General features: G+C 71.6%; 18 protein-coding genes and 2 pseudogenes. 7 read left to right on the forward strand and 13 right to left on the reverse strand.

The window, feature by feature from the left end:
* Positions 1 to 47: 47 nt before the first annotated feature.
* Entirely contained in the window at positions 48 to 905 is an 858-nt protein-coding gene (locus QSK32_RS21690; protein ID WP_285472946.1) for a DUF4394 domain-containing protein, read from the forward strand.
* Positions 906 to 1,118: 213 nt separating this feature from the next.
* Here QSK32_RS21690 and QSK32_RS21695 read toward each other — a convergent pair whose 3' ends face one another.
* Complete coding sequence (locus QSK32_RS21695; RefSeq protein WP_285472947.1) at positions 1,119 to 1,826, reverse strand: alpha/beta fold hydrolase; 708 nt, start codon at positions 1,824 to 1,826, stop codon at positions 1,119 to 1,121.
* A gap of 129 nt (positions 1,827 to 1,955) precedes the next feature.
* Between QSK32_RS21695 and QSK32_RS21700 the strand changes: the two genes are divergently transcribed.
* The 4 genes and pseudogenes from QSK32_RS21700 (at position 1,956) to QSK32_RS21710 (ending at position 3,687) form a co-directional block, all read left to right on the forward strand.
* Positions 1,956 to 2,306, forward strand: a complete 351-nt coding sequence (locus tag QSK32_RS21700; protein ID WP_285472948.1) for a winged helix-turn-helix transcriptional regulator — start codon at positions 1,956 to 1,958, stop codon at positions 2,304 to 2,306.
* A gap of 32 nt (positions 2,307 to 2,338) precedes the next feature.
* Positions 2,339 to 2,512, forward strand: a pseudogene (locus tag QSK32_RS45520) (LD-carboxypeptidase); the annotation flags it as partial.
* A gap of 9 nt (positions 2,513 to 2,521) precedes the next feature.
* Positions 2,522 to 2,683: pseudogene (locus tag QSK32_RS45525) on the forward strand (LD-carboxypeptidase); the annotation flags it as partial.
* 128 nt (positions 2,684 to 2,811) lie between these two features.
* The gene (locus tag QSK32_RS21710; RefSeq protein WP_157411121.1) at positions 2,812 to 3,687 is read left to right on the forward strand and encodes a hypothetical protein; all 876 of its coding nucleotides are present in this window, start codon (positions 2,812 to 2,814) and stop codon (positions 3,685 to 3,687) included.
* Between the two features lie 254 nt (positions 3,688 to 3,941).
* On the opposite strand, the gene QSK32_RS21715 is transcribed toward QSK32_RS21710, so the two are convergent.
* Both QSK32_RS21715 and QSK32_RS21720 read right to left on the reverse strand, forming a co-directional pair.
* Positions 3,942 to 4,277, reverse strand: a complete 336-nt coding sequence (locus tag QSK32_RS21715; RefSeq protein WP_045743594.1) for a hypothetical protein — start codon at positions 4,275 to 4,277, stop codon at positions 3,942 to 3,944.
* Complete coding sequence (locus QSK32_RS21720; protein WP_285472950.1) at positions 4,270 to 5,979, reverse strand: AbeC-like domain-containing protein; 1,710 nt, start codon at positions 5,977 to 5,979, stop codon at positions 4,270 to 4,272. Before QSK32_RS21720 ends, QSK32_RS21715 begins: the two co-directional genes overlap by 8 nt.
* Positions 5,980 to 6,066: 87 nt before the next feature.
* Here QSK32_RS21720 and QSK32_RS21725 point away from each other — a divergent pair, with 87 nt between their 5' ends.
* Positions 6,067 to 6,684, forward strand: coding sequence for a hypothetical protein (locus QSK32_RS21725; RefSeq protein WP_285472951.1), 618 nt, complete (start codon positions 6,067 to 6,069; stop codon positions 6,682 to 6,684).
* A gap of 102 nt (positions 6,685 to 6,786) precedes the next feature.
* Here the strand turns inward: QSK32_RS21725 and QSK32_RS21730 are convergent, their stop codons facing one another.
* On the reverse strand, positions 6,787 to 7,659 hold the full coding sequence (locus QSK32_RS21730) for a phytanoyl-CoA dioxygenase family protein (RefSeq protein ID WP_045743592.1): 873 nt from the start codon (positions 7,657 to 7,659) through the stop codon (positions 6,787 to 6,789).
* A gap of 179 nt (positions 7,660 to 7,838) precedes the next feature.
* Positions 7,839 to 7,997: a hypothetical protein gene (locus tag QSK32_RS21735; protein ID WP_157411120.1), complete on the reverse strand. Its 159-nt coding sequence runs from the start codon at positions 7,995 to 7,997 to the stop codon at positions 7,839 to 7,841.
* A gap of 288 nt (positions 7,998 to 8,285) precedes the next feature.
* On the opposite strand from QSK32_RS21735, the gene QSK32_RS21740 reads away from it, so the two are divergent.
* Entirely contained in the window at positions 8,286 to 9,305 is a 1,020-nt protein-coding gene (locus QSK32_RS21740) for an LLM class oxidoreductase (RefSeq protein ID WP_285472952.1), read from the forward strand.
* 11 nt (positions 9,306 to 9,316) lie between these two features.
* On the opposite strand, the gene QSK32_RS21745 is transcribed toward QSK32_RS21740, so the two are convergent.
* The 8 genes from QSK32_RS21745 to QSK32_RS21780 all read right to left on the reverse strand — a co-directional run bounded on the left by QSK32_RS21745 (position 9,317) and on the right by QSK32_RS21780 (position 16,070).
* A complete protein-coding gene (locus tag QSK32_RS21745; RefSeq protein ID WP_052720582.1) occupies positions 9,317 to 9,604 on the reverse strand; it encodes a helix-turn-helix domain-containing protein in 288 nt (95 codons plus the stop codon).
* A gap of 83 nt (positions 9,605 to 9,687) precedes the next feature.
* Positions 9,688 to 10,731, reverse strand: a complete 1,044-nt coding sequence (locus QSK32_RS21750; RefSeq protein ID WP_285472953.1) for a helix-turn-helix transcriptional regulator — start codon at positions 10,729 to 10,731, stop codon at positions 9,688 to 9,690.
* Between the two features lie 133 nt (positions 10,732 to 10,864).
* On the reverse strand, positions 10,865 to 11,491 hold the full coding sequence (locus QSK32_RS21755; protein ID WP_285472954.1) for an HAD-IA family hydrolase: 627 nt from the start codon (positions 11,489 to 11,491) through the stop codon (positions 10,865 to 10,867).
* A complete protein-coding gene (locus QSK32_RS21760) occupies positions 11,488 to 12,639 on the reverse strand; it encodes a cytochrome P450 (RefSeq protein ID WP_285472955.1) in 1,152 nt (383 codons plus the stop codon). Before QSK32_RS21760 ends, QSK32_RS21755 begins: the two co-directional genes overlap by 4 nt.
* A complete protein-coding gene (locus tag QSK32_RS21765; RefSeq protein ID WP_285472956.1) occupies positions 12,636 to 13,823 on the reverse strand; it encodes a pyridoxal-phosphate dependent enzyme in 1,188 nt (395 codons plus the stop codon). The genes QSK32_RS21760 and QSK32_RS21765 overlap by 4 nt, the downstream gene beginning before the upstream one ends.
* Positions 13,820 to 14,914, reverse strand: coding sequence for a nucleotidyltransferase family protein (locus QSK32_RS21770; RefSeq protein WP_285472957.1), 1,095 nt, complete (start codon positions 14,912 to 14,914; stop codon positions 13,820 to 13,822). The genes QSK32_RS21765 and QSK32_RS21770 overlap by 4 nt, the downstream gene beginning before the upstream one ends.
* Positions 14,911 to 15,618, reverse strand: coding sequence for an SDR family NAD(P)-dependent oxidoreductase (locus QSK32_RS21775; RefSeq protein ID WP_052720580.1), 708 nt, complete (start codon positions 15,616 to 15,618; stop codon positions 14,911 to 14,913). Before QSK32_RS21775 ends, QSK32_RS21770 begins: the two co-directional genes overlap by 4 nt.
* A complete protein-coding gene (locus QSK32_RS21780; protein WP_285472958.1) occupies positions 15,615 to 16,070 on the reverse strand; it encodes an RpiB/LacA/LacB family sugar-phosphate isomerase in 456 nt (151 codons plus the stop codon). Before QSK32_RS21780 ends, QSK32_RS21775 begins: the two co-directional genes overlap by 4 nt.
* Between the last annotated feature and the right edge of the window lie 8 nt (positions 16,071 to 16,078).

Genomic DNA, 16,078 nt, shown 5'->3' on the forward strand with positions numbered 1-16,078 from the left:
ATTCCGCGTCCAGTCCCGCTCCATTCCGCATTCCTAGTTTTCGATGCATGAATCGTTCAACGCGTTTCCGCAAGCTTGCCGCCTCCGCAGCCGTCCTCGTCACCACCACCGCAGCCGTGATCGCCGGGCAGCCCGGCAGCAGCGCGGCCGCCACCGCGCCGTCCCTGCAGGCGTTCGGCATCGCCGGCAACGGCACCCTGATGCTGGCGTTCTGGACGAACACGCCGGACCGCAACGACTGGGTACGCCGGATCACCGGACTCGCCGGCGACACCGCGGTCATCGGCATCGACATCCGCGTCCAGGACGGCAAGGTGTACGCCGTCGGCAACCAGGGCGGCATCTACGTCATCAGCCTGACGAGCACCGCCGCCACCAAGGTGTCCCAGCTGCAGGTGGCGCTCTACGGCACCAGGTTCGGGGTGGACTTCAACCCGGCCGCCGACCGGCTCCGGGTGATCAGCGACAACGGGCAGAACCTGCGGCACAACCTGGCCGACCACACCACCCTGGAGGACACCACCCTGACCACGCCGCCGGCCACCGGTCCGGCCAAGGGGGTGACGGCGGCGGCGTACACCAACAACGACCTGGACGGCAGTACCGCCACCACCCTGTTCGACATCAACACCACCACCGACCAGCTGGTCATCCAGTCCCCGGCCAACAACGGCTTCCTGGCCCCCACCGGTAACCTGGGCGTCGACGCGGCACTGGACGCCGGCATCGACATCTTCAGCGACCTGAGCGGCGGCAAGACCGTGTCGAACACGGCGTTCGCGGTGCTGACGGTCGGCGGTTACCAGACGCTGTACATGGTGGACCCGCTGACCGGCACAGCGTCGAGCGTCGGTGTCTTCCCGCTGGACGTCTCGGACATCGCGGTGGCCCTGGACGCCTCATAGACACGTTTCGTGGTTCAGTCTCCGCGTGGTGACTTCGGGCGCTCAGGGCGCCTGAAGTCACCACGCTTTACGACGGTGTGGTGATTTGGGGCGCCCAGCGCGCCTGAAGTCACCACGCTTTACGACGGTGCGCTCAGCGCGCCCGAAGTCACCACGCGGACGGGGTTCGCGCCCTGGCCGCGGAACGTGACGGCCGGGGTGGTCCGTTCCGGATCAGCCTGCGACCCGCAGCAGCAGCGCGGCCAACTCGGCCGGCACCGTGATCATGCAGTCGTGCCCGGACGTCAGCTCCCAGACCCGCCCTGAGGTGGCCGGGCGCCGTGCGAACCCTTCCGGCTCACTGCCGACACAGTGGATATGGGTACGCGGAACCGCATCCGCCGCCGGATCGTCCAGCCGGACGGGCTCGGTGAGGCAGCGGACCGGCTGGTCGCCGAGCATGCTCCGAACCCAGGCGACGTCGGCCGGATCGGTCACGCCGAACAACCCGTGCCCCGGCATCTCCGGCAGCGGCGGGATCCGCCACGGCTCGCGGGTTCCGGCCGCCGCGTCGATCAGCGCCTTCGTGATCGGCATGACGTCGGCGGCCGTCTCGCCGTGCACCGGCACCATGGCGTCCAGGAAGACCAGTTCGGCGATCCGCTCCGGTACCCGGTTCGCCACGTTGGCGATGACCATTCCCGCGTAGCTGTGACCGACCAGGATCACCTCGGTCAGGTCCTCGGCGAGGATCAGGTCGACGATGTCGTCGGTGTGGGTGCCGAGGCCGACCTCCGGGCCGAACAGGTGCGTCTTCTCCCCGTACCCGGAAAGGGTGGGTGTGAGAACGCGGTGGCCGGACCGGCCCAGAAGCGGAACCACCCGCGCCCAGGCCTGCCCGCAGTGCCAGGCGCCGTGCACCAGAAGATAGGTCTTGCCCATGGAAAAGCATCTCCCTGTGGGATTCGGAACGTGCGGAGATGCGGCGCCGCAGGAATGATCCTCGGCCGGAGAGGGTTCCTCCGGCAATCAGGCACTTTTTTCTGCCCCGGTTCCCTGGAGGTAACCAGCATGAGCGAGCCGTCCCGCGAAGGCGGATGCAAGGCCATCGTCGCCGACAAATGGACGCTGGTCGTGCTGCACTCGCTGATGCCGGGCCCGCGCCGGTTCACCGAGATCAAACGGGGCCTGAACGGCATCAGCCAGCGCATGCTGACGGCGACGCTGCGCGGCCTGGAACGCGACGGCCTGGTGACCCGGACCGTCCACGCCGTGATGCCGCCGAACGTCAGCTACGCGCTGAGCCCGCTGGGCAGCGAGATGCTGGCGGCCGCGGCCCCGCTGATGGCGTGGAGCACCACCAACCTGCCCCGGATCCAGCAGGCCCGCGCCGGCTACGACCGTGATCGAATCACGTCATGACTTCTCCTCAGCCGCTGTGATCCGGTGATGTGGTGGCGCTGGTCGCGCGGTGTGGATGGGTGCCGCCGGAACTGGTCGAGGCGGCCACCCGCACCCTGACCGGCTGGGGTTTGCGGGTCCGGGCCGGTGACAACGTGCTGCGCCGGCACTTCTACCCGGCCGGGACCGATGAGGAGCGGCTCGCCGACCTCGACGACGCGTTCCGGGACCCGCAGGTGCTGTCCGAGCAGCTCGGGGCGCTCGGCGTTCCGCTGCTCGGTGGCCTCCCGTTCGGACACGGCGAGCAGCAGATCGCCCTGGGACTGGGTGTGCCGGCCGTCCTCGACGCGGATGCCGGAACACTGACGGTGGCACCGGTTGCGGCTGTCGCCCGCTGAGAGGCGGACGACAGCACGCCGACTGTCGTGCCGGTCGCCCGCTGAGGCGCGGGAATCACACCGAAAGGCCAGCCTGGATCAGTCCTGCGGGTGTGTCCGGCATCATGATCCATCGATAGGGTTGCCCGATGGTGTGTCTCACCTGTGGCCTAGAGAACGATCCCGCCGCGGCGGTGTGCGCCCGGTGCAACAGCGTGCTGGACGCGGCGACCGTGCCGATGGTTGCGCCGCATCCGCGATCAGGGCCCGATCCGCGGTCCACGCCGGACCCGCGGTCCGGACCCGATCCGCGGTTCGGGCCCGACCTGCGCCGGCCCCGGGGTCGCCTGCTCCCGATCGTGGCCGGGGTGACGGTGGCCGTGCTGATCGCGGTGATCATCGGGCTGGTCGTCCGCGAGCCGGGGGAGCCGGACGCGCCGGTCGCCGGTGACCAGGACAACCCGGTCGCCACGGTCACCGTGGTGCCGCCGGTGGAGCCGTCGGTGGTGTCCCCGCCTTCGTCCTCGTTCTCGCCCTCGCCTGAGGTGACCGAGACCCTCGCGCAGGAGACCGCCGATCCGGTGGCGCAGGGCCGGGCTGTCGACGGGCTGCTCCGGCGCAGCGGCGTCACCCGGGACAAACTCAACGAGGCCATCGACCGGGTGCACCGTTGCACGGGACTGTCCGGGGCGCTCGCCGACATGCGCGAGGTGGGCGAGGAACGCCGCGACCAGATCGGCGAGGCCGGCGCCGCCGACCTGTCCGCGCTGAGCGACGGCGAGGGCATCCGGTCGGCGCTGGTCACCGCCCTGCAGCACTCGCTGGACGCGGACGCGGCGTTCGTCGACTGGGCCGAACCGGCCGCCGCCGGCAGTTGCACCGACAGCGCCGCACGGCGGGCCGATTACTCCCGCGGCCAGTCCGCGTCGAAACGTGCCGGCACCGCCAAGCAGGCGTTCCTGGACCGGTGGAACCCGGTCGCCGCCGAACTGGGCCTGCCGTCCCACACCCGCGACGACATCTAGGCACTTTCGCAGTCAGGGTCTGCCTCTGTGGTGATCTCGGGCGCTCAGCGCGCCCGTATTCACCACACCCACAACAGCGTGGTGATTTCGGGCGCTCAGCACGCCCGTATTCACCACACCACCAGGGGTGTGGTGACTTCGGGCGTCCAGCGCGCCCGTATTCACCACACCACCAGGGGTGTGGTGACTTCGGGCGTCCAGCGCGCCCGAAGTCACCACGCGGATGGGCTTCGCACCCTGACCACGAAACATGTCTAGAACGGCCAGTTCGCGGCGATCAGACCGCCGAGGACGAGACCGGCCGTCGTCACTTCCTGGACGTCGGCGGCGCTGGAGGCGAGCGCCCGCAGGCGGTCCTGGACGCGGGTGCGGGCTTCCGGCGTACCCTCCCTGATGTCCTCGGTGATGGCGGCGACCTGAGCGCCGGCATAGACCGGGTCGGGGTGGTGGTCGCGGATCGCGGCGAGCAGGTCGCGGACCTGGTCGGCCGGTGCGGCGTAGTTGTTCTGGATGTTGGTGTTCCGGCCGCCGAGGGACTGCTGGCCGCCGCTGATGTTCATGCTGCCGATGTTCAGGTGCTGGTCAGGCACGGGGTCCTCCGGTGGGGCGGGCCCGGGTGGCGGCCGGGCGGTTGTTCTGGATGTTGGTGTTGGTGCCGCCGAAACTCTGCTGTCCGCCGTGGATGGTCATGTTGTCGATGGACACCATCGTGACCGCCTGACGCAGTTCGGTGGTGTCGACGCCCTGCTCGTCGAGGAAGTCGAGCACGGTCTCGCTGACCGTGCGGTCGAGCAACTTGATGTACTTCTCCGCGTCCAGGTGCTGCATGAACTTCACCGTGGGCCGCTGCGCGGCGAGCTCGCGTACGCTGAAATGCGCCCCGTAGTCGTAGAACTTGTAGTGGTCGGCCCGTCGTCCGTGCCGGGCCATCCGGCCGGGCAGCCAGATCATGTCCCAGGCGAGCGTGGCCAGATAGCGTGGCCCGAGCAGGTTGTCGTGGGCGAACGTGAGCAGGGTGTCCCAGGCGGCGTGCACCGGGATGCGTTCCGCGCGCAGGTTGTCGACCAGTTGGTAGAGCGGGTGCACCTGCGGCATCACGGTGCAGACGAACTCGGTGTACAGCATGCCGCCCTCGACGGCCAGGTGCACGAACGCGGTGACGCCGATCCCGGAGTCCTGCGCCGGCAGGACGAGCCGGCCGTCCGGCGTGCGGATCTCCTTGCCGTTGGCGGGGACGACGGCCCGCAGGTAGTGCCGCAGCCCACCCTGCGGATTGGTCATGATCGCCGCGATGGTCTCCGGGGACGCCAGCGTGCGCGGGGTGCGGGTCTGCGGGTCGATCAGCGGATCGTCGCGTCGTCGGTTGCCGTCCGCCGCCACGTACGGAACCACGTAGATGTTCGGGATCCGCTCGCCCTCCCGCAGCGACGGATGCCGCAACGCGATGATCACGTCGTGGACCCGCTGGTTCAGGGCGGCGCTGTCGATCTGCACCGGCGCGCCGCCGTCCCGGGCCTTCAGCGACGTGGCGAACGACCAGCTGTGCTCGTTCCACCCGGCGCCGGCGAACGGGTCGATGTCCTGCACGCAGATGTTGCCGCGTTGCATGGCGGCGACCACGCCGAGCCGCCACTCGACCCGCGGATTGTTGCTGCGCGGCACGACCGGGGCGATGCCGGGGGCCAGCTCGGTGACGAGGACGCCGTAGACGTGCCGGCGGGACAGGAACAGCGTCAGGAACATGGCCCCGGTCAGCAGCACCGGGGCGAGCAGGAAACCGGCGCTGACCAGGCTGCCACTCACCGGCACGCTGTCGGTGGGGTACCCGAAGTCGTCGCTGAACGAGCCGACCAGGCTGCTCGCCACGTACGAGAGGACCAGGTAACCAGCAAAGCAGGACAACACCCCGACGAGCCCGGTGACGACGGCCAGCCGGACTGCCGGCGGCAACTCCCGCAGCAGCGCGGACCGGGCGCCGACGACGACCGCGCAGACGAGCAGCCAGCCGATGGTGGCCAGCGGGTTCACACACAGGCCGATGATCAGGAGTGCGGTGACCAGGCCGTACCGGAGAAGCATCAGACGCCGGGCGCGCAGGCAGTGCCGGACCACCGGGTCCAGGTCGAAGCCGTAGGAGGGTGGCACGGCCTTGCACTCCGACTCGACCACCTCCCGGATCACCGCGTTGCCGAAGCCGGGATTCAGGTACGGCGCCGCGCACAACTGGCGGGTGGTGTCGTTCAACGTGGTGCCCGGCATGTAGGCGGGCATGCTCAGCAGCGGCGCGTCCATCCGGGCAAGATATCGGTGACGGTGAGTGCACGTCACCCTCCTTTTCGGTCAGTGGAGCCGGATGATCGGCGGTGGGATACTCGGCCGGTGGAGTTGCACCCTCACCTCGGCCGGGACGAACTGGTCGCGGCGTCCGTGCGGGCCGAGCCCCGCGACTTCGCCGCCGCCGGGTTCGGCTGCACCCGCCGCATCGACCGGGCCTGTCGCGGCCCGGAGATCTGCTCCCGGCCCCGCGCCGGCGACACTGACCGCCGGGTCCGCCGGGAGGGCCCGCTGCCCGGTGGTTGCGACGCGTACCACCTGACGCATCCCGGCGGCTTCGCCTGGGTCGACTTCAGCGCCGGCGACCGGCACCGGGCCGTGTTGTGGTGGGAGAGCCCGGCGGGCGGCATGCTCTGGGTCGACGGCGTGCGGGTCGGCGCGGACCACACCCTGGACGGTTGCGGCCGCTGGCTCGACGACCGTTTCTACACCGTCCAGGCCGCCGGGCCGGACGATCATCCGGCCCAGTCCTACGCGATGGGCACCCTGGTTCACCAGATCAGATCCTTGCTGGTGTACGACGCCGCCCACGCCCGCACGCACCTGTTCGAGCCGGGCCCCGCCGAGCGCTGGACCGACCCGATCGTCGTCCGTGACGGCGACACCCTGCTGCTGCGCCCCCGTCGCGACGCCGCCCCCGCCCGGACCCTGCACCTGCGGTAGCCGTTCCGAGGGGAACGCGGGCGTCTCGTCGGACCCGCCCGCAACCCGGCCGATGATCTCGAGGCGCCGGAGCGGTCCGAGCGGGCAGGGCGTGTCGCGTGGTCAGCGTAGCCAGGGGACCGAGCGGTCCAGCAGGCCTCGCGCGGAGAGTTCGTGGCGCAGGGGGATCCGCTCGTCGACGTAGCCGTCGCCGCCGATGCCCCAGTGGTTCGCGGCGTTCGGTGAGTCGCCGGCCAACTGCCGCTGCAGCGGGGTGCGGTTGCGCCACCACGGGCTGTTGCGGTCGATCGGCATGTCGTCCAGGGGCCTGACCCAGCGGTACGTGTACCCGACGAACAGGATCTTGCGGGTGACGGTGCTGCGGTTGACGGAGCGGGAGTGCCACAGCCGGCGGTCGAAGATGAACGCGTCGCCCGGGTTCGCGGTGATCTCGATGGCGCCGTGCGGCTCGTCGTCGGTGCGTTCCAGGGTGTTGTTCAGGTGGCTGCCGGGGATCACCCTGGTCGCGCCGCGGCCGGGCTGCGACAGGTCGGACAGCACGTACGCGACCTTCAGCGACATCATCGGGCGCGGCTGGCCGTACACCTCGGGGTCGGAGTTCTGCCGGAATCCGTCCTGGTGCCATCCCCAGGCGGGCAGGGTGTCGTCCGGGTTCGGCGGGGTGACGTCGAGGTGGTTGTGGTGAGAATAGATGTTCCATCCGGCCAGGCCCCACACGTACGGGAAGGTGCCGGGCGTGGTGAGGAGTTCGCCGAACGCCTCGTCGCGGGGCAGGAACCCGCGCAGGTGCAGGGTGCCGTCGGCGCGGAGGTTGCCGGCGGTGCGTTCCTCGTCGTAGACCCGGTCGACGGCGGCTTCCAGGCGGGCCCGCTGCGTCTCGGTGATCGCCTGCCGGATCAGCAGGATCCCCCAGCGCTGGAATTCGTCGCGCTGCCGGGAGGTGATCGCTTCGAATCCTGTCAGTGGTACGGCCATTTCTCTCTCCCCGTGGACGTGTGGAAGTTTCCTATGGGGAAAGTAGAGCGCCGCTCCGTCAAAAAATAGACTGATGTCACTTTGGGGACTGATCGGAGAGGGTCGGAAAGGTGAAGGCGGCACCCGGTGGGCGCCGCCTTCGTGATCAGCTGTGGTCGATGCCCCGGCGGGCTCGCCGGTCAGCCGCCCCAGCTGGTGTCGGTCGTGGTGCCGGGGTTGGGAACGAGCTCTCCGGTCGACACCGTGGGGACGTCGGTGGCGGCGGGCTGTGCCGTTCCCGTGAGGACCGCGCCGCCCACCAGTGCGAGGAAGAAGGCTGCGGCGATCAGTCGTTTCATCGGTGACTCCCTGGTTGATCGGGCGTTCGGTGGTGCCCGACAAGATTCGCAAGGATCGGGGGCCGGGGGTGAGGGGTGGGCGGCGTCACCAAACGGTCAAGCATGAAGGTGAGCTACCACATCGGGGGCGAAAAGGGCATTGATCGTCTTTGGTGTCGCGGGTGGCCGCACTCTCTTGCCCTAGGCCAGCGCCGGGTGTGCCATCGTCGGGGCCTCACCTTCCCGGCCCGCCACCGTGGGGCCCTTGCCGGGAGGGACGACCGCATGCCCGGAGGGACCCGAACGTCGATGCGATTCAGCCTGGTCTTCGATCTCGCCGCCCGGGGCGGCCTCGGCGAGGACGGCTTACGGATGTTGCTGGACCTGGCCCGGCTCGTCGACGACAGCCCGATCCGGGCGATCTGGATACCGGACGGCACCGGGTGCCCGTCCGCCGATCCGGCGGTGTTCGCCGCGGCCGTCGCGGTGCACACCGCGACCGTCGGGATCCGCGGTTACGGCATCCAGACCCCGGTGCCCAGCCGGGAACGCCTGGTCGGCAACTGGTCCGTCGTGGACGGTCTCTCCGGCGGGCGGGTCGAGCTGGCCTTCGCCGCGGCCGGGGCCACCGGTCTGCGCGACGTCGACGAGGTGTGCCGCCAGTGGCCCGGGGCGGCCGAGCTGCCGGTCTGGATGGTCGCGCGGACCGCGGCGCAGTGGCGGCAGCTGGACCGGTCGTCCGCGCGGGTGCTGACCACGCCGGGCCAGGTGGGCAGTGCCGCGTTCACCCGCTGGAGCGCACTGCGCGGTGACCGGCCGGGTCCTGCCGTCCTCATGTACGCGTTCGCCGGCGCCAGTGACCGGGAGGCGGTCGCGGCGACCACGGAGCCGCTGCGCCGCCATCTGCGCCGCGGTGTGCGGTCCGGGGCGTGTGCCGAGGGTACGGCGCGGCCCGATGGCGCGGCGCGGTCCGGGGCTTGTGCCCAGGGTGCGGTGCGGTCCGAGGATGCGGCGCGGTCCGGGGCGAGTGTCGAGGGTGCGGCGCGGTCCGGGGCGAGTGTCGAAGGTGCGATGCGGTCCGCGGCGACGACCGGGCGGGCGGTGCGGTCCGAGGCCGCGGTAGAGCGGGCGGTGCGGGACGTGCAGGCACGGCACGGGCTGATCGGCGGCGCCGCGACCCTGCACGCCCGGCTCGACGCCCTCGCCGCCCGCGGGGTCGGCGAGGTGGCCTGCCTGGTCGACTTCGGGGTGGACGCGGAGGCGACCGAGCGGGGGATCCACCGCCTGTGTGCGCTGGCCGAACAGTTCCAGGCCGGTCCACGCTGGTGAGCCGGGCGGTTTCAGGCTGGTCCGCGCTGGTGAGAGCCGCCGGACGCCCGGGGCGGCCAGGCATCGGCGCGCAGCACGCCGAGCACGTACGCGCGGGAGATGAGCGAGGCACGGTTGCGCGCCCGCAGTGACCGCTGCAGCCGGTTGACGTGGTAGTCGACGCCCTGCCGGCTCAGATGCAGTCGCAGGCCGATCTGCAGGCTGGTGGCCCCGCCCGCCAGCGCCTCGAGGACGCGCAGCTCCGTCGCGGTGAGCGGCTTGAGGCGGCCGGGCGGGCCGGGGACGGTGGGGGCTGACACGGCGGGACCATCTCCTCGGGCTGGCGGGGCTCAGGACATGCTGGCGCCATGATCGTCCCCGGCGCTGCCCGCGGTCCCGTCAGTTAACTGTCTGGCAGCTTGATGGTGTCCATCCCGGCGAGGTCCCCGGCGGCCAGCATCCCGGTCTGCGCGGCGCGGACGCCGGCCTGGAAGCGGCTCTCCGCGCCCAGTTCCTGCATGATGTCGGCGACGTGCCGGCGGACGGTCCGCAGTGACATGCCGAGCCGCCGGCCGATGGTCTCGTCCTTCAGCCCGGCGCCGAGGAGCCCGACGATCGTGCTGTCGATCTCCTCGGCGACCCGTTGCAGGCCGTCGGACGCCGCGTCGGAGAAGGGTTTGGCGTCTTCCCAGGTCTGTTCGAAGACTTCACGCAGGTAGTGGACGATCGACGTCTCCCGGGCCAGGACGGCGCCGCCCGAGCCGTGGATGTCGGGCAGCAGCACCGACTCGTGGTCGAAGATGATCAGCCGGCCGAACAGTTTGTGGACGGTGCGGTATTCCGCGCCGAGGCCGGACATCGCGGCCACGTACGCCTGGCTCGGCCCGTCGAAGCGGGCGGTGTGGTGGTACAGCGTCCTTATCCGGATGCCCCGTTTGACCTGCCGGATGTCCCGGGCCATCGCCTCCTGCATGGCCTCGGGCACCCGGTTGCCGCCGGGCTGGCTGGACAGGATCTCGCTGCGGCACTCCTCGGAGGCCTGTTCGATGAACGCCCGGACGCCGGCGATGCCGGGGATGTGTTCGACCAGGCCGCTGCTGCGCCGCCGACTGTCCAGGTAGTCCAGGCGCAGGGCGCCGAGGCCCTCGCGCAGGGAGCGCAGCCGTTCCTGGCGTTCGCGGATCTCCTGTTCGATCGGTGTGGCCATCACGGTGGCCACCAGGTCGGGGTCGACGGCGACGTGCCGGCCGGGGATGGTGGGGTCCTCCCGGAGCAGGCCGGCGTCGACGCATCGGCGTAGGCCGGCCTGCGCCTCGTCGGCTGACATCTCGAGGTCCGAGCATGCTCGGACGGAATCCCACTGCCAGTCGTTGAGGGCGAGCCATCGGTAGACGGACACCTGACCGGGCGTCGGAGCGAGGTCCTGCTCACGCGAGCCAGCGTGCACCGGCTGATCAGCTCCTCACGCTTCCGCGCCCCGGGTGTGGGGCCGAATCGAGTGATCATGGTGCCGCCACCCCGATCGCCGTGTCAACGTCGGCGCGGTGACTTCACGAGATTCTTACAGTCCTCCCATCCATTCATCCAGGGAAATCGAAAATCATTTCGAGGCCCATTATCGTGTTCCCGGCGGAAACGTGATGTATTCCCTCTCCTCCCATTTCCCGGAGCGCCCGCACATTCTCGGGTTTGTCGTCGACGAGCACCAGGTCGGCGGGCGAGCAGCCGACCCGTCGGGCGAGTCGCAGGTAGAAGCGGGGATCGGGCTTGCGGGCCCCGAGATCGCAGGAGGCGAAGACGCCCGCGACCCGGTCCGGCAGAAGCGGCAGAACATCCTTTATCCACACCGGATAATTCGAGCCGACCACCGTACGCCGGACGGCGCAACAACCGTCGAGCACCGATCGCATCCCGTCGAGCCAGTGGTACCCGCCCCGGCGCAGGGCGTGGAAACGGGGCACGTCGAGGTCGACCCCGGCGGCGCGCAGCCCCCGCCAGTACTCGTCCTCGTCGATGACCCCGCGTTCGAACCGGTCGTACAACGCGGGGGAGCGGGCCCGGTCGAACTCCTCGAACGTACGGCCGGCCGCCTCGGCGTACGCGGTCCGGTAGGGATCGTGCAGCAGGGTGCCCATCAGGTCGAACACCACGACGGCACCGGCCGCGGGAGGGCGGGCCTCCCGCGGCGCGGGGCGCGGCCGGGTCAACGGGCCCGGACCGTCAGGCCCAGGATCTGGTCGGCGCCGAGGTGCCCGGCCCGGCGCAGGGTGGCCGGGTCCGCCTCGACCGTGACGTCCGCCGTGGCGAGGGCGTCGGCCGCCACACCGATCGCGGCGCGGGCCAGGCCCGAGCCGATGCACATGTGGGCGCCCCGGCCGAACGCGAGATGCCGGTTCTCCCGCCCGTCCGGCCGGAACTCCAGCGGTTCCGGGAAGACGTCCTCGTCGAGGTTGGCGGCGCCGAGCACGAGCAGCACCCGCTGCCCGGCCCGGACCCGGTGCCCCTCGACCTCCATGTCCCGGGTCGCGTACCGGACCGCGAACCGGAACGGGCAGCTCAGGCGCAGCACCTCGTCGGTGAAGCCGGCACCCGGGTCCGCCCGGTGCAGCAGTGTCTCGGTGAGCGCCGTCGTCAGCGGATCCATCGTCCCGGTGATGATCTGCACGGCGACCGCGACGGCCACCGGGCGGCCCAGCGCCGGGTCGTCGGCGATCGACCGCAGGGCCACCGCGAGTTCGGAGGCCGGCGCGTCCAGGACGATCGCCCGGACCGCGGCGCCCGCCTGCTCGATCGACGCCCGGGCCCGGACGGCCAGGTCGTCGTCGCGGGCCGAGCCGGACTTCGCCACGTACGCCATCAGGCCGTCGGTGGACCGGGCCAGGACGTCCATGTCGTGGTCCGAGGCACCGAACACCGCCCCGAGTACGGCCAGGCAGTACGGCCGGCAGAAGTCGCGCACCCAGTCGGCCGGTTCCGCCGTCGCCCGCAGCCCCCGCAGGAGTTCCCCGGCGGTCTCGCGCAACCGGGGCAGCAACGGGTTCAGATGGTGGCGGCCGAAGATCGGGAGCAGACGGCGGCGTACCTCGGCGTGGTGCCCGCCCCAGGCGCGGAAGAAGTCGGTGACCGGCCGGTGCAGGGCGATCCGGTCCGGCGGCAACCCGTCGAGGGGATCCCGCTGCGGCATGTTCGTCAGCCCCGGATCCAGCAGCAGCCGCTGGACCAGGGGATGGGCGGTGACGATCAGGGCGCCGGTCCGTGGTTCCACCGACACCGGCCGCGCGGTCATCTCCCGAAGTGCCGCGCGGGGGTCGCTGTCGCGGTAGTCGGCGAAGATCGGATGCTCGGCGGTCCTCACGATTCCAGCCGCTGGGTCACCTCGAGACCGGCCGGGGCCTGGAACGCCCGGGAACCGGAGACGATCACCGCGACCCGCGCGCCCGGGTCGAGCCGGGACTTGAGCATGCCGGCCAGGGAGATGTACGCCGACTTCTCCCGGGTGTAGTCGAGGGCGATGCCCGCTTCGGCGAGGATCTCGTCGACGACCGGGCGCAGGCCCTCGACGTCCTCGGCGTCGACCGAGTGCAGTTCGGTGCCCTCGGGCAGTTCGCGGCGCAGCTGCGGCAGGGTGGCCACCGGGTTCGTCGACTGGAGGGTCGGTTCGTACGGCTCGTCCGGCAGGCGCAGCTCGTCCTGGGTCACCTCGGTCACGTCGTTCTGCCACGCCCAGGTGAGGGTGTCCGCGTCGCCCGGCTGGTACATCAGGTAGCGCCGGTCGGTCAGTACCCCGGACGGTTCCTCGACGATGCGGGCCAGCCGGTGGAAGCCGACCTCGTAGCCGAGCGGGCCGTATCCGCCGGCGACGGTCTGCACGATCGTGTCGGTGCGCGGCGCGGCCTCGTAGATGACCGACGCCAGCGCCGCCTTGCCCTCCAGTTTCCAGTCGATCGGGGCCAGGTGGTGGCGCCCGGCCGCCGCGGCGGCCTTCTTGGCCTCCCCGGACAGGTGCGCGTAGTCACAGGTCAGCGTGTAGATCGGCTGATCCGGGTCGGCTTCGATGTCGCCGAGCTTGCCGAGGTTGAGTTCGGGGATGTAACTGGCGCAGGACACCCCGGCGCGGATGGCGTAGTGCCGGTAGGCCAGGGCGGTGTTGCCGGTGGAGTGCACCGACACGTCGTGCAGGCCGAGCTGCTTGGCGGCGGCGAGCACGACGGCCGCCTCCAGGTCCTTGAAGGTGCCGGTGCCGAGGAGGGTGCAGTCGACGAGCCACACCTCCTCGACGCCCAGGTGCGACTCCATCAGCGTGCTGCGGACCACACGCGGCGCGACGCCGTCGTCCAGGGCCGGCTCGTAGTCGACCGGGATCAGGTCCGGGTAGCGCCACGGCAGGCCGCGGCTCTCGTCGACCAGGTCGCGGAACGGGCCGGGGGCGGGCAGACGCAGCTCCAGTCGGCCGCCGCAGTCACCGCAGGCGTAGCGGACGAGGTCGTCGGTCGCCGGGGTGCGGTCCGGGCACTGGGGACAGAACAGACGGATGGTCATCGGACTTCCTGCTTTCCTTGAACGGAGGGGGTGTGGTGATCGGTGAAGGCGAGGGTCGCCCGGCGCTGCCGGACCGCCTCCAGGTCCATGAGCCGCAGTTCGGGGCAGGCCCGGACGACGTCGTCGAGCAGCGCGGCCGACGCGTTCGGGTGCCGGACGGCGTACAGCACGAGGTTGCGGTCCGCCCACCAGGCGCCGGAGTGCCGGGTGTCGCGGATGATCCGGCGCAGCGTGGCGTCGCCGGTGTGCGCGTTCATCAGGGCGGCGTGGCGCACCCACCAGCTGCCGCCGTGCGCGGTGTCGAGGAGTCCGGCGACCTCGGCGCCGGACCGGGCGGCGAAGACGCTCCGCATGACCCGGGTCTCGTCCCCGGCGTGGGTGCGCAGCCAGTCGTCGTGGCGGTGCAGCAGCCGGCGGGCCGACGACAGGTACGCCTCCGCCGAGACCCCGTCGAAGGACCGCGTGCCGGCCTCGCACTCCCGGCGTAGCCGCATCGCCGCCGCGAAGGAGTCCGCGGCGTCGCCGTCCACGTCGCCGGCCGCCGCGAGGGCCGCCAGCGCGGTCGCCGTCGACCGGTGCCGTACCCGGCCGTCCAGCAGGGACGCGCACTCCCCGAGCGCCGACCAGCCGCGGGTGCCGCCCGGCCCGAACTTCTCCGGGCGCAGCAGCGCCGAGCCGTGCACCCGGGGCAGCGCGGTCGTGGTCGCCAGCAGGTGCAGGACCTCGCGGGCCCGCAGTGCCGTGTCGTTCCACAGCCCGGCGACGACCTCCTGGAAGGCGGGCAGCAACCGGGGGTCGCCGCCGGCCGGCCGGCTGAACATCACCGCGTGCAGGTCGGTGGCGTTCGCCCGGGCCCAGGACGCCAGCGCGGCGGCGTCACCGGTGCAGACCACCAGGTCGAGGTAGCCGCCGGCCACGGTGACCTCGGGCAGTGCGGCGCCGGTGGGGTTCCAGCACAGCAGGTCCACGTCGCTGAGCGGCGTCTCCTCGTTGCGGGCGGTGCTGCCCCAGGTGGCGACCAGCACCCCGGGGACCGCGGCGAGTGCCTGGACCGCGGCCGGGGTGTCCCGGCGTACGGCGGTGGTGATCACCGGGCGGCTCCCAGCGTGCTGCCGCCGTCGAAGGTCAGCGACTGTCCGGTGAGGTGGCCGGCGTACGGCAGCAGCCCGGCGACGAATCCGGCCAGCTCGGCCGGCTGGACCAGACGGCCGCCGGGGCGTGACGGGTCCCGGGGCGCGTCCGGGTACTGGCCGGCCACCCGGTCCGCGTTGCGGGGCACGGTCACCGTGCCGGGGAGCACCCCGATCAGGCGGATGCCCTCCGGCGCCCAGCCCACGGCCAGGCTGCGGACCAGGCTCGTCACGGCGGCCTTGGTCGCGGCGTACAGCGGCTGCCGGGGGCGGGCGAGGTGCGCGGCGTTCGAGGAGACGACGACCGCGGTGCAGGTCTGCGCGCGGGGCGTGTGGTGGACGGCGTGCAGCACGTTCACGCAGCCGATCAGGTTGTCGCCGACCACGTCGGCGACCTCGTCCGGGCCGGCGTCCTCCACGGTGGCCGGGGAGACCGTGCCGAACGCGAGCACCACGACCCGCGGCGGGCCGTACCGGTCCGCCGCGTCCCGGGTGGCCTTACTCAGCGCCGACCGGTCACGGACGTCGACCATGTGGTCCGGTTCGCCGGCCCGGTCGAAGGTGACCGTGCGGTACTCCCCGGCGAGCCGGTCGCGGATCGCGGCACCGATGCCACCGGCACCGACGATCCACGCGGCGGGCGCGGCGGCGGGGGGAACCGTCATCGGCGGGCGCCGGCGAACCCGGCCAGCTCGTCGATGCGCTTGATCTTCGGCACCGAGCGGGCCGAGTCGAAGTCGTGCGCCAGCCAGGTCCGCATCAGGGTCGCCGCCAGGGCGGGCGGAGTCAGTTCGGCGCCCAGGGTGAGGACGTTCGCCGCGGAGTTCCGGCGGGCCTTCTCGACGCTGTAGGTGTCACCGCAGCGGGCGGCCCGGATCCCCGGGACCTTGTTGGCGGTGATGCTCATGCCGAGGCCGGTGCCGCACATCAGCACCCCGGAGTGGTACCCGCCGTCGGCGACCTTGACGGCGGTCTGCCACGCGACGTCCGGGTAGTTCTCCACACCGGATCCGGGGGTCACCTCGTACGGGTGGCCGGCCGCGGTCAGCGCGTCGACCACGGCCTGCAGCAGGTGTTCTCCCATGGGGTCGTACCCGATGACGACGGTCGTGTTCATGACGATCT

This window comes from Actinoplanes sp. NBRC 101535, assembly GCF_030269225.1.
GTDB classification, from domain to species: Bacteria; Actinomycetota; Actinomycetes; order Mycobacteriales; family Micromonosporaceae; genus Actinoplanes; species Actinoplanes rectilineatus.